The organism is Comamonas composti DSM 21721, from assembly GCF_000429845.1.
Classification (GTDB): Bacteria; Pseudomonadota; Gammaproteobacteria; order Burkholderiales; family Burkholderiaceae_C; genus Comamonas; species Comamonas composti.
Genome location: NZ_AUCQ01000014.1, coordinates 21,582 through 35,165, shown reverse-complemented (window position 1 = coordinate 35,165; position 13,584 = coordinate 21,582). Strand labels below are relative to the sequence as shown.

The window sequence follows — 13,584 nt, the reverse complement described above, 5'->3', positions numbered from 1 at the left end:
CGTGTTCCCCCGATTCATGAGCGTCGGGCCAGGCTTTTGCCATGCTCTGGCGAGGGCCAGAGTCCACGCGGGCGCATGAGCATGATGACGATCATCGCCAGAGCGATCAGCAACTGGCGCAGTATGGATGCATCCAGCCGGCCACCCGTCATCTGTTGCAAGGGCCCGGCCACAAAGCGCAGCACCTCGGGCAAGGCCGACAACAGTACAGCCCCCAGGATCACGCCAGGCAGATGCCCCAGCCCGCCAAGAACCACCATGGCCACGATCATGATGGACTCCATGAGACTGAAAGACTCTGGCGACACAAAGCCCTGAAAGGCTGCAAACATCGCACCCGCCACGCCGCCAAACGAGGCGCCCATGCCAAAGGCCAGCAGCTTCATGTTGCGCACGTTGATACCCATGGCCTTGGCCGCAGTCTCGTCCTCTCTGATCGCCATCCAGGCCCGGCCTATGCGCGAATCCTGCAGCCGCGCACAAATCACGATGCTCACCAGCACCAACACCAAGAACAGGTAGTAATACAGCGTGACCGAGCTGATCTCGAAACCCAGGATCTCCTGGCGCCGCGCCAGGTCCAGCCCCAGAATCCTGACCGAATCGATCTGGCCTATGCCTTTGGGCCCGTTCGTGATGTTCACAGGCTGATCGAGGTTGAGCATGAAAATGCGGATGATTTCCCCGAACCCCAGCGTGACGATGGCCAGATAGTCTCCCCTGAGCCTGAGCACGGGTATGCCCAGCAGGACTCCGGCAATCGCCGCCAGCAGGGCTGCAAGAGGAATCACGAGCCAGATCGAGGTATGCAGGCCATTCGGGAATATGGAGGCAAAGCCCTCGAAAGTCTCAGCTAGGTGGGGCGAGGCCATGAGCGCAAACATATAGGCACCCACCGCATAGAACGCCACATAGCCCAGATCGAGCAGGCCCGCATAGCCGACCACGATATTCAGTCCCAGAGCCAGCAACACATAAAGCAGGGCCAGATCGGCAATACGCACCCAGGCGTTGCCGAAGTACTGCAGCACCAGGGGAAGAATGAGCAGCACCAGGCCACCCGCAAGCCAGTGCAAGATTTTTTTGCTTGTCATGCTTTCTCCTCAGGCACGATCCGCCACCCGCTCGCCCAGCAGGCCCGAGGGACGCAGGGTCAGGATGATGATGAGAACGATGAAGGCAAAAATGTCCGTGTAGTGACTGCCCAGCACGCCACCCGTGAGATCGCCGATGTAGCCCGAGCCAATGGACTCGATCAGCCCCAGCATCATGGCCCCGACCACGGCGCCAGCCAGGTTGCCGATCCCGCCGAACACGGCTGCAATAAAGGCCTTGAGTCCGGGCAAAAAGCCCATGGTGTGGTGCACGGTGCCGTAGTTCGACGCATACATCACGCCAGCAATCGCTGCCAGCACCGCACCGATGACAAAGGTAGCCGAGATCACATGGTCAGGCCGCACGCCCATCAAAGCCGCCACGCGCGGATTCTCGGCCGTGGCACGCATGGCACGGCCCAATTTGGTGTGATTGACCAGATACATCAGACCTGCAAGCACCACGGCCGTAACCGCCAGCACCAGAATCTGCGTAGGAGTGATCACCGCCCCGCCAAACTCCAGCGGCATGCTGGGCAGCAGCGTGGGGTAGGCCTTGTAGGTAGGCTTCCACACAATCATGGCCAGGGTTTGCAGCAGGATGGAGACACCGATGGCCGTGATCAGCGGCGCCAGACGCGGGCTGTTGCGCAAAGGCCTGTAGGCCAGCTTTTCGATCACGAAATTCAGCGACGCAGCCACCATGCAGGCAATCAGCATGGCTAGCAGCAAAATCAGCCAGCCCGGCGCCGAAGGCATGGCTTCCTGCATCAGCCCTATGCAGCTCCAGCTCGTCAGCGCCCCCACCATGAGCACCTCGCCATGGGCGAAATTGATGAGCTGGATAATGCCGTAGACCATGGTATAGCCCAGAGCTATCAAGGCATACATGCTTCCCAACACCAGCCCGTTGATGACCTGCTGCAACAAGATTTCCATATGCGCGCTCCCCTTTGACCAAGATGGAGACATTCCGCAAGCCTCCCACCATCTCGATGGAGCCAGCAATGCCATGGTGACGATTGCCTTTTGGCGCACACAGGGCTTTTGACCGATCCGCCTGAAAACCACAGCCGCAAAAGCGATAGCACCAAAGGCTGTTCCATTCTAGGCAGCAGCACCACCCGACCTGGATATTTTTCGACGAGGTTTTCCGAGGATTTACAACTCTTGCAAAGCCTTTTAAAAGCACCAGCCCCGCTGCATCTTACCGGCCAATACCAGCACAAAACTTTCTTGACTTTGCTCATAAAATACCAATAAAGTATTCATTAATAAGCAATCTCCATCAAAACTTCCCCTCAAGCCAGTTAATTAAAACCAAGACCTGCAGATTTTCAGAAATATCCTAAGCACAGCCTGCCGGCAGACGCGCAATATCTGCGGATGCCCAAGAACCATCCTCTGGTGCAGCAGCAGCTCAATAGCTATCTCTGCATGCCATCCACACTGCTGTGGCTTTTTGCCATTGCATTAATAGTGTGCTCAGTTGTGGCTACGGGAAGCTACATATACTCTGCAAGTATTAATACGGTTTCAGAATATCGACGCTATTTGAATGGCGGGGTGTTTAATGCCCAATTGTTTTTAAACCAAAGGGAAACATTGCTGCGGACGACTGCAGCAACCGCAGTCCATTTAGGCGAACTTCCTCTTTTGCGGCAAGACATGCCAGGGCCTTCACTCCAGCGGCTACCCCTACCAGCCCAGGAAGGTCTCGAAGACTGGGTGCTGCTGCTTACACCACGGTTGCTCAGCGGTTTGCAACGCTCAGGCGCAAGACTGCTCTACAGCGTCTCCGGCCTGCCCCACGACCATGCAATGAAGCCAGGGGACAACGGCCAGCCTCTCTGGGTAGAAGAGCCCACAAGCCAGGCGGCCGCCCTGGCCGATTTTGCGACCGCTCCGCTCTACGCCCATCTGCCCGTGACCTGGCTCAAGCATGCCGATAACGCACAAGGCCATCTCGCCGTCTATACCCCCATAGACAGAACGCAGCTTGGCAGCGGCTGGCTGGGCCTGGAGTTACGTGACCTGCACAAGATCCTGGCTCTGGACCCCGTGCTGGAGAGCACCTACATGTTGCTCGACAGCTATGGCAACCTGGTTTCTCAAAGCCCAAACAAGGTTCAGCCCAGGCAGGCTCACATATTCGAGCAGGACTTCTTCGGTCTCGACGGTTCGGGCCTATTGGATCAAAACATTGTGCTCAGCCATGCCATAGGGACAGGTGGACTGCGGTTGATCTATTCCATTCCCATGCACAAGCTGCTCAGGGACAGCAGGGCCGTCCTGTACCGGGCGACGACCGTAGAGCTCTTGTTCGTGGCCTGTGTTCTCTACGGGGTGTTGCTGATCAGGCGCAGGGTTTTGTTGCCGGCTCAGCGCCAGCAGGGAGCGCTCATAGACAGCGTCAATCTCAATATTCAGCTGATTGCCAACGCCCCCATCGGCCTGGCCCTGGTTCTGCATGAAGACGGCACCGTGCTGCGAGACAACAGACAGGCCCAGTTATGGATGAAGCATGATGCCCAGTGGCTCAGCCGCCTGGCCCGCTCCAATCTGGACCCCACCCACAGCGACGCCCGGCTGGATAACGGCAACACCGTGCGTGTCACGGCAGTCCCCTTGATACACCAGGGGCGATCGGCCTCTCTATGCGTCATATCGGACATCACCGCACAAAAAGAGGTCGAAGCCTCTCTGATACAGGCGCGCCAGCTGGCCGAAAACGCAAGCCAGGCCAAGACCCAGTTTCTGGCCACCATGAGCCATGAGATACGCACGCCCTTGTACGGAATCACAGGCACGCTGGAATTGCTGAATCTGACCGAGCTGAGCACTCAGCAAAAGCACTACATGGATACGCTACAGGGCTCGGTGGCGTCCTTGTCACGCACAGTCAACGACTCTCTCGACCTCTCCCGCATAGAGGCTGGTCATGTCGAGCTTACAGTCCGCCCCTTTTGCCTTGTTCAACTCGCTGACGAGGTCATTGCGACCTTTACCGCACGGGCCGAAGCCAAGGGCCTGAACATTTATTCGATAGTGGACAGCGAGCTCCAGGCCACCGTGGTCGGCGATGCTTTGCGCATACGCCAGGTTCTGGACAATCTTGTGAGCAATGCCATCAAATTCACGGAGATAGGCCAGGTCGTCCTGCGTGTGAACTCCGTGGCCCGTGAAAACAATAGCGCCTATATTGTTTTTCAGGTCAGCGACACAGGCAGCGGCGTTGCCAAGGAATTCATTCCGCATTTATTCAAGCCTTATTTCAGGCCCGATACCAAACACTCCCGCCAGGTACCCGGCACCGGCCTGGGCCTGACCATTTGCAGCCAGCTCGCCAAGCTCATGCACGGATCTCTCAATGCCGTCAGTCTCATGGGACTGGGTACTAGCATCTACTTCGAGTTGTCGCTACCGCTTGCCCCAATTACCGACGCCGGACATTACCCGCAGTTGGCCAAACGCCTGGTCTATGTGGATGGCCCATTGCCCGAAATCGTTGCCAATCTTTGCAAGTGGCTCCGGCGCTGGGGCGCCCTGGCTCTGCCCTATACAGGACAAGAGCAATCCGCTCTGTCCAATAGCATTCTGGTCAGGACTTGGCCTCCATCCAAGAGCCACGCCGAGTGGCAGGGGCCCCAGGTTCTGGCCTACCCTGCAGATCCCAAACATGCCATTGATACGCAAGCCGCCGTTTACTTCGCGCAGCCCCACTCGGTACTCGGTATCGGACACGCAGTACAAACAGCCCAACAAGGCCTGACTCAACACAACCACGCTCTCGCATCCAGCCAGGTCAAGCCGCTATTGGGCCTGCATGTGCTTGTCGTGGATGACAACGCCATCAGCCAGTTGGTAGTTGAAAAACAGCTCGAAACACTGGGCTGCCAAACCACACTGGTCTACGAAGCAGCCCAGGCACTGGAAAAAGCAGACCTGTTCGAGTTTGATGCCGTTCTCACGGACTTGAATATGCCCGCCCTGTCTGGCTACGAGCTAGCAAAAGCGCTGAAACAGCAAGGCTACTGCGGTCCGATTCTGGGGATGACGGCCGATGCTTTTCCAGATCCGCAGCAAAAGTGGCAGCAAGCAGGCATGGACTGCCTGCTGATCAAGCCACTGACCCTGAATATGCTTCACGCACAACTTCAATCCGCAGTCTCCAAGGAGGCCATCTAAATGCTTTCCCAATACCATGTACTGACCTTGGACGACAACCCTTTGCAATGCGCCCAGGTAGAGATGCAGTTGCAGCAGGTGGGCTTGCAGAACATCACCCATGCCTACTCGGCGCACGATGCCTTGCAAAAGCTCCGGCAGCAACGCCACCAGATCGTGATCCTGGACCTGGATATGCCAGAGACCGATGGCATACAGTTCATCAATCAGTTGGCATCCGAGCAACTGAGTCCCATGCTGGCCATTTCCAGCTCCTGCTCCCAGCGTCTTTTAAGCAGTGTGGGAATGATGGCCAAGGAGAAAGGCTTTTCCGTGCTGGGCAGCTTCCCCAAGCCCTTCTCATCCATACAGGCCCACAATATGCGCGACCTGATCATGGCCAAGGCTGAAATCACTCACGCCCCACAGGCCAAAGAAAAGGCCAATGTATTTGATGCTGCCAGCCTCTGCCAAGGCCTGAGAGATGATGACATCAAGGCATGGTTTCAGCCGAAGAAATCACTGCGCACAGGTCACATCATCGGAGCCGAGGCCTTGGTACGCTGGATCCGAGCTGATCAGGAAATACTCTATCCCGGGGCTTTTTTGCAGTCGATCAAGCACCATGACATGGAGTATGAATTGCTGCTGAAAATGCTCGGCGACGGGCTGCAAGCTCACGTTCAGTGGCAGAAGCTGGGCTACAGAATCCCCATCTCCATCAACCTTCCTGTTACGCTGCTAAAGATCACCGACCTGCCCGACAAGCTGCATGCCATCACCACACAGGCAGGAGTTCAGCCCGAGGCCATCTGCTTTGAGCTGCTGGAGGACGATGTGCTCGATGCTCTTGCCGTCTACCACATGGGCGCCAGCCGCCTGCGCCTGAAAGGCTTTGGTCTTTCCCAAGATGACTTCGGCCTGGGCTACAGCTCCATGTACAACCTCATCTCCACGCCGTTTACCGAGCTCAAAGTCGACAAGGCTTTCGTCACCGACGCCTGGCGTGACAAGATTCGCGCAGCCGCACTGACATCGGCAATCAGGCTGGGGCACGAGCTGAAGATGACCATCACGGCAGAAGGGGTTGAGTCTGAGCAAGACATGGCCTTTTTACGCAGCATCGATTGCGACTGTGCTCAGGGTTTTTTCATCTCTGCGGCCGTGGATCCAGAAAGATTCGCAAAAATGCTGCTGAATTAAATCCCCAACATGCAGGGCATGCCCAAAGCCCTGCATCTGCGATGCATGCCTCAACGCTCACTAGATACCGTCACCCAGCTTCTGCATCGCCAAAGCGTGGTTATTTTTGGCTGCATCGCCCTGGTGTTCATGCTGGCCGGCTTGCTCGTCCTGAGCGCTCAACATGTGTTGACACAAGAGCGAGCCCGATTCACCAGCGAATTCACATCCGCCGTTGCCTATGCCCAAGAGCAGGAGCAGCTTCTCAAGCAACTCCACTCCCTGAATGAGCGCATCACAACCATACTCGACCCCCACAGCACCGATACGGTCACGCCCACCTACTCTGGGGGAGTCAGACTTGATCACTCCCCCAGACACCAGACTCCGTATGCAGTCCATTTCGCTCAAGACCCGCCATCAGAGATTGAGCGCCTGATATATCTGTCCATAGGCAGCTATCTGGCCGACTACTACACATCATTTTGGGCATCGTCCAGTTTCCCTGCCTCAAGTCTTTTGCTGATCAACCCCAGAGATGGCATCAGCATCAGCATTCCGCCACACAAGCCCAGCGCTAGCCCTGTACCTTTGCTGACGCTGATAGACCAGATCGCGCAGAACACCTCCCAGCAACCCTCGCCTGCTCTTCCCAACGCAGGCAACGAAGTGCAGTGGCTTGCCCTACCTTCGGCCGGACATCAAATGCTGGGCTTCATAGCTGCAGGACTGTCAGCCCAAAGCCTGAACGCCACGCCCGAAACCACGCCCAGGCTCTACCTCGCCACCTTGCTGGATCGGACACGGCTGCAAGCATCAAGCCACAGCCAGGAGAAGCTTCAATATGACTTCTGGCTCACCCATTCTCAGCAAGGGGTTCTGCTGGGCAACGGCCCAGCGCCCCAGGTCAAGGACAATGGATTTTCACCATTGAAAAATGGCCTGGTGCTGCGCCTGAGCACCTCCTCTGGACCATGGGCGGGCTACTTTCTTGTCGACTATGGCAACTTTTTTGAAGCCAATATCTGGCTACCTCTGATCGGCTTGCTGCTGCTGGTCTTTTGTGTAATCGGTCGCATAGCCTATGTCCACTGGTACAAATCCAGTGTCATAGAACCTGCCCGCAAGGCTCAAGAAGAGCTGCTTGCGAGCGAGATGTTCAACCGCACGCTGATAGAGACCGCCCCTGTAGCCCTGTGCCTGCTGACGAGAAGACAGGGCCGGGTCGTGTTTGCCACGCATCTGGCCCAGGAATGGCTGGGTCTGCAGCATCAGGCCAATCCCGACCTCCCTGGACCTTTGAACTCGAACAGCGTTAGACAGCAGCTGCTCCAGACGCAAGTCCCTGGAGTCATAGAACAAATCAACCTCAGCAACGGCCGCAGCCTGCACCTGGCCTATGCGCCCACGCGCTACAGGCAGCAGGATGTAATTCTCTGTGCACTGACTGATATCACGGCAAGCACCGAGGAACAGCGGGCGCTTGAGCGCGCAAGGATTGCAGCAGATGAAGCCAGCAAAGCCAAGAGCCGGTTTCTGGCCACCATGAGCCATGAGATACGTACTCCCCTGTACAGCATCCTGGGAACCCTGGAGCTTTTATCTCTAAGCCACCTCAATCCACAGCAAAAACAACATGTAGAGCGCATTCAAAGTGCCTCACAAATTCTCATGCTGCAAATCAGCGATATCTTGGATATCAGCAAGATAGAAGCAGGCCAGCTGCATATAGCGCTCAGCGAATGCAACCCTCGTGAACTGGTTCAAAGCTGCACAGCATCCTTTGCTGCAATGGCCCAGCAAAAAAACCTTCTTTTATTTTGTGTTATCGATACCGAAATACCAGAAACACTCATGGGTGATGCTACCCACATCCAGCAGATTCTGGCGAATCTTATATCCAACGCCATCAAATTTACCGATGTTGGACAAATTATAATCAGGCTTAAGGTTATTCAAAAAAATGAGAATAGATTTCTTCTCAACTTCGAGGTTGCAGATACAGGCATAGGCATTGCCTCTGAAAATATTGAAGAGCTTTTCGATCCTTTTTACATCATTGATGCATCCAGGCATACGATACGTGGCGCAGGCCTGGGGCTTTCCATTTGTGATCGGCTTGCTCAACTTCAAGGTGGGAGTATCCATGTGAGTAGCGTGCTTGGTATTGGAAGCATTTTCTCACTCCACCTTGAATTAGAGGAGAAGACATCTTCATCAACAAAGAAACCTCAGCTCGATGGGTTCAACATTTTAGTTAGATCTCCTCATGCTGAGCTTTCCAATAATATTTGTCAATGGCTTAAATTCTGGAATGCAAATGCCCGCGAAGCCTCGGAACCGATACCCTCAAATCCTCAGGAATACTGGCTGCTTGACATTTTCATGCAACAAGCCACTCATCCTGAAGCATGGTCAGAAAATTACTTAAGCCTTTCTCCTCACAACGATATTGCTACTCAATTGGAGATTGAAACCTATAACATAGAGAGTATTGCATATGGTCTGGAGTCTGCAGCCAGAAAATCACCAAAAGAAAAAGTATCACATGGTTTCTTTAAGGCTTTAAATTTGCGCATTCTGGTTGCCGAAGATAACCCAATCAATCAAATTACATTAAAAGATCAGCTGGAGCAAATTGGTTGCATCGTGGATCTTACTAAAAATGGTGAAGAGGCTCTTGCTCAATGGGAGTCATTTAACTACGATCTGATACTGACCGATATCAACATGCCCTATATGAATGGCTTTGAACTTGCTCGGGAATTACGCTCAAGAGGCATGGAAGGACCTATTATCGGAATCACTGCCAACGCACTCAAAGATGATGAACTTCATGGCCTTCAAAGTGGTATGACTGCCTGTCTGGTGAAGCCCATCAAACTCGCATTTCTCTATCAAAAACTGTCATCGATAGCCAATATCAATAAAACATCAGCTTCTGGCAGCTTCTCAAAAGTGACCAAGCCACACGCATTCAACCCTGTTCCAGAAAAATATAAAAATATATTTATCGAAACAATGAGCAAGGATTTGATAATCTTGAAGGAATCCTTACTCAACAAGAATATTGTCACAATCCTGCAAAAGCTGCATCGTATACGAGGAGGCTTGGCTGCTGTCGACAATCTGGATTTTGCGAATTCTATTTTTGAAGTTGAAGATATTTTAAAAAATAAAAAATGGGATGACGATGTAGAAAGCTCTTTATTCATGATTTGCCAGTCCCTTCAAATCATGATCGACAACGCAAGAATAACGCCACATCAAAACATATAAAAATATCATGCCAATACTTCGCGTAGTAATAGCAGACGACCACCCATTAATGGTTATGGGAATCCGGGAATTATTAGAACAAGATGCAAACATCACTGTAGAAGCCACAGCTTTTTCATCTTCAGAACTAGTGGCTCTTCTTGAAAAATCATTGCCTGACGTCATCATAACTGACTACAACATGCCTGGCGATGACGTCCACGGCGATGGAATTCAGTTCATCAGCTATTTACTTCGAAGATTCAAAGATATAAAGCTTATTATTCTCACCATGCTTTCTAACCCCATGATACTTTCCTCTCTATATGATGCAGGAGTTCATGGAGTGGTCATGAAAAGCCAAAACCTGAATGAAATAATACAAGCGGTTAAAATGGTAAGATTGGGGACAAGATATTATGCTCCAGGATTCAAGAAAAAAAGCAGCAATGACATCAGCAACACCGTAGAAGATCAGATAAAAAATCTGACTCCCAGGGAATTTGAGGTTTTACGTCTTTTCTCACAAGGTCTTACCATAGGAGAAATCGCAGAGCACTTATGCCGAAGCATCAAAACTGTTAGCACCCAAAAGTCATCTGCAATGCGAAAATTGAATGTCCAAACGAATCAGGATTTGATTGCCTTTTTCGTAAAAAACAGCATATTTCAAAATTGATTGAAAATTTATTCAATCAAGTCAAATTTAAATTATAAGCCAATGAATTTTGGCCTGCCTGCATCTTTGGTTGAATGAAGTCAAAAAACAAGAATTCCAATATACAAAAACACCAGAACAGAGCAAAGAGCAAGAAAAAATCTCGTGCTGCATCATTATTTAATTTAAAGCGCTTTACTATTACAGCCAGTATCGCAGCCCTGGCCAGTTTTCAAATTGCGAACCACATCCTCAACCCAGGCTGGGATCTGAGTCAACTGCCTCATCTCTCCCAACTATGGTTGGATCACATCTCACCCCATACAACTGCAGCAGCGCCAGAAAAAAACCGTCAAGGAACAGGATTTTCTCAATGCCCGCAGTTCTTTCCCAATGGAATCCCCCCGACTGCATCCCAGGCGCAGTTGCAGCGCGAGCTATGCTTTAGTGCGTTTGCCATATTGCACAGCGGAGAAACCAAGACTCCCGTATTTGTGGTTGAACGACTCAACCGCAACCTTCTTGAGCAAGGCAAGGGCTTGAAGCGCAGCGACAAGTTCTATGCCGATGCCAGGTTGCCGCGCAGCGAACGGGCAGAACTCGAGGACTACAAGCATTCGGGCTACTCACGCGGCCATATGGCGCCAGCCGCCAACATGTACTCACCCGAAGCCATGGCGCAAAGCTTTAGCCTTGCCAACATGGTTCCCCAAAACCAGCAGCACAACGCGGGCGCCTGGAACAAGATAGAGCAAGACACACGCCGCTATGTGTCACGTGCCAAGGGAGATGTCTTCATCTATACAGGCCCGGTTTTTGACAAAAGCAGAGGAACAATCGGCCCAGGCAAGGTCTCCGTGCCAAGTCATTTGTTCAAGCTGATCTATGACGCAAGCACAGGTCGTTCCTGGGCATATTGGCACTCCAATCAAGCCCAGGCCCAGAGCATGGCGCCGATCAACTATGAAGAGCTGAGACGTCGTACCGGGCTGGAGTTGCTTGCACCCGTCATTGGAAACTAGAACTTTGGCCCTGCACCGGGCCGTCCCGAAGGGGATGCAGCCAACGACGCTCATGAAAAGCCCTTGCATCCTCCTCGCCTGCGGCAGATGACTAGCTTCGGTCCAGGCGCGCTGCTGGCTTGAGCCCGATTCTCCAGGCCATGTCAGGCCTGGGACCTCTGGCAGTGCAAGGCATGAATGGGACTGCAGCAAAGCCGCATTCCGGCGCCCAGGATTCAGATCCCCGCCTGTGGAAAGCCACTCGATGATGCGCCCTAAGAACGTGTTCACGATCTCTACGCAGGCGCGTTGGAGCGCAATCGGGATGAGTGCGAGTCGATGGGCCGCAGCTTGCATCGGGGTGCAAGCAAGGGCCAGTGCGAACAAATCGCCCGATTTCCCCCCAACCCTTGGGGACAGTGCCTTTGCGGGTGCTCTTCACGAAACCCGAGACCACTCAAAGCTAGGCCCAACATTGCTACAGTCATCCTTTTCTTGACCGTGCTTGAGCCCATCGGCCAAGAGCCTTGTGAAACAATTCTTTGTCCTCACCCCTGGCCGGCCAGAGGGTGAGAGACCTTATCGATCGTTTGCACCCAGCCTCGTGGAAGACACATGACCTTGCCCCCCTCCATCAAACCTTCGTTGGCGATTGCCTTGCTTCTTGCAAGCGCACAAGTATTTGCACAGGTCAGTGGCCTAGAAAAAATGGCGCAATCAGGCGATGCAGTGGCTCAGGCCCACCTGGCAGAGGCTTATGCCGACGGCAAGGGTCTGCCCCGCAGCGACGAGGACGCGGCCAAATGGTACCGGCGTGCCGCGGAACAAGGGAATGCCATAGCGCAAAACAACCTTGGGGCAATGTATGCCAATGGGAATGGCGTCCAGCCGGACAGCGAAGAGGCGGCCAAGTGGTTCCAGCTGGCGGCAGACCAGGGAAATCCCTATGCACAGACGAATCTGGGCGGCCTTTACGCAAGTGGCCGCGGTGTGCCTCAAAGTGACGAAAAGGCATACCAGTGGTTTCTAGAGGCCTCCAAGCAAGGCCATGCGCAGGCCCAAAGAAGCCTCGGCTCTCTCTATGCCGAAGGACGTGGCGTCCCCCAGGACCATGCCGCAGCTGCCAAGTGGTACCGCCTGGCTGCCGATCAAGGCGATGCTCAGGCCCAGACCTTGCTGGGTACGATGTATGAAAAAGGGCAGGGCGTGTCGCAGGACGGCCAGCAAGCGCTCAAGTGGTATCGCCTGGCCGCAGAGCAGGATTCGGTTGCGGCCCAGATCTGCCTAGGCGAAATGCTTGCTGCAGATGGAGCGAACGCCAAGAACAGGCAGGAAGCACTTAAATGGTACAAGGCCGCAGCACAGAAAAGCCATGTGCAAATGCAGCTCCGGCTGGGCGACATCTATGCCTCTGGCGAGATGACACCCAAAGATGATCTGGAAGCCATCAAATGGTACAGGCTGGCCGCAGAGCAGAAAAATCCGGAAGCCCAAAATAAATTGGGCAGGCTTTATGCCGCGCATCATGAGCTGCTGGAAAGCGACAAGAATACGTTCAAATCGCTGCAGCGCAGTGCCGACGAAGAAAGCCCTGAGTCCCAGGCCACGCTGGGCCTCATGTATTTCAAGGGCATCGGCGTAAAAAAGGATATTGCAGAAGCCGAAAAATGGTATCTGCAGGCGGCCCGAAATGGCAATCTTTCCGCGCAGAAAACGTTGGCAAAACTATATGCGCAGGGGTTCGACGTTCCAAAGAACAGCAAGGAGTCCTTCAAGTGGCTGAAACTGGCCGCCGAACAGGGTGACATGCAGTCCCAAGGGGAGCTGGCCTGGATTTATGCCAACGGGTATCTGATGGAGAAAAGTGACTCCCAGGCCTACTTCTGGTATCTCCTGTCTGTGGCGGCAGGCAATACCGATGCCGTTCTCACACGAGAAGCCGTTGCCCTGAGACTCAGCCCCGGTGAACGGGCCAAAGTCCAGCAGCGGGCCTCGAGCTGGAAGCCGTTCAAGAGCCCAGCACAGCCGCAAGCACAGCCAAGCGCCACCAGAATCTGTGATTGATACTCGCGGCGTGCAAGCCCATTCGCCGGTCTGCGCTGGCCTATTGCCACTGATTGGCAACGCGGCCCACGGTATGGGCCTGCTGGCCCTGCAGATGCGGTTGGCACCAGGCACGTGGTACGGCACAGCATATTGCTCAAATTTTCAGCAAGGAATCGAG

At 53.8% G+C, this 13,584-nt stretch carries 8 protein-coding genes; 6 read left to right on the top strand and 2 right to left on the bottom strand.

The features are described 5' to 3' along the window. Window positions 1-14: 14 nt before the first annotated feature. Together G486_RS0109935 and G486_RS0109930 are read right to left on the bottom strand one after the other, a co-directional pair. A complete protein-coding gene (locus tag G486_RS0109935; RefSeq protein ID WP_027015408.1) occupies window positions 15-1,094 on the bottom strand; it encodes an ABC transporter permease subunit in 1,080 nt (359 codons plus the stop codon). Window positions 1,095-1,103: 9 nt separating this feature from the next. Further along, a complete protein-coding gene (locus G486_RS0109930) occupies window positions 1,104-2,033 on the bottom strand; it encodes a branched-chain amino acid ABC transporter permease (RefSeq protein ID WP_027015407.1) in 930 nt (309 codons plus the stop codon). Between the two features lie 447 nt (window positions 2,034-2,480). On the opposite strand from G486_RS0109930, the gene G486_RS0109925 reads away from it, so the two are divergent. The 6 genes from G486_RS0109925 (at window position 2,481) to G486_RS21960 (ending at window position 13,424) form a co-directional block, all read left to right on the top strand. Beyond that, complete coding sequence (locus G486_RS0109925; RefSeq protein ID WP_084455164.1) at window positions 2,481-5,282, top strand: ATP-binding protein; 2,802 nt, start codon at window positions 2,481-2,483, stop codon at window positions 5,280-5,282. A 27-nt stretch (window positions 5,283-5,309) separates the two neighbouring features. Beyond that, window positions 5,310-6,464, top strand: a complete 1,155-nt coding sequence (locus G486_RS0109920) for an EAL domain-containing response regulator (RefSeq protein ID WP_245587284.1) — start codon at window positions 5,310-5,312, stop codon at window positions 6,462-6,464. Window positions 6,465-6,482: 18 nt separating this feature from the next. After that, on the top strand, window positions 6,483-9,722 hold the full coding sequence (locus tag G486_RS21965; protein ID WP_211233773.1) for a response regulator: 3,240 nt from the start codon (window positions 6,483-6,485) through the stop codon (window positions 9,720-9,722). A gap of 7 nt (window positions 9,723-9,729) precedes the next feature. After that, entirely contained in the window at window positions 9,730-10,380 is a 651-nt protein-coding gene (locus G486_RS23490) for a response regulator transcription factor (RefSeq protein ID WP_084455162.1), read from the top strand. Window positions 10,381-10,454: 74 nt separating this feature from the next. Next, window positions 10,455-11,381 carry a DNA/RNA non-specific endonuclease gene (locus G486_RS0109910; RefSeq protein ID WP_027015404.1) on the top strand — a complete coding sequence of 309 codons (927 nt, stop codon included), beginning with the start codon at window positions 10,455-10,457 and terminating at the stop codon, window positions 11,379-11,381. A gap of 594 nt (window positions 11,382-11,975) precedes the next feature. After that, on the top strand, window positions 11,976-13,424 hold the full coding sequence (locus G486_RS21960; RefSeq protein ID WP_084455160.1) for a tetratricopeptide repeat protein: 1,449 nt from the start codon (window positions 11,976-11,978) through the stop codon (window positions 13,422-13,424). The last annotated feature ends 160 nt before the right edge of the window (window positions 13,425-13,584 follow it).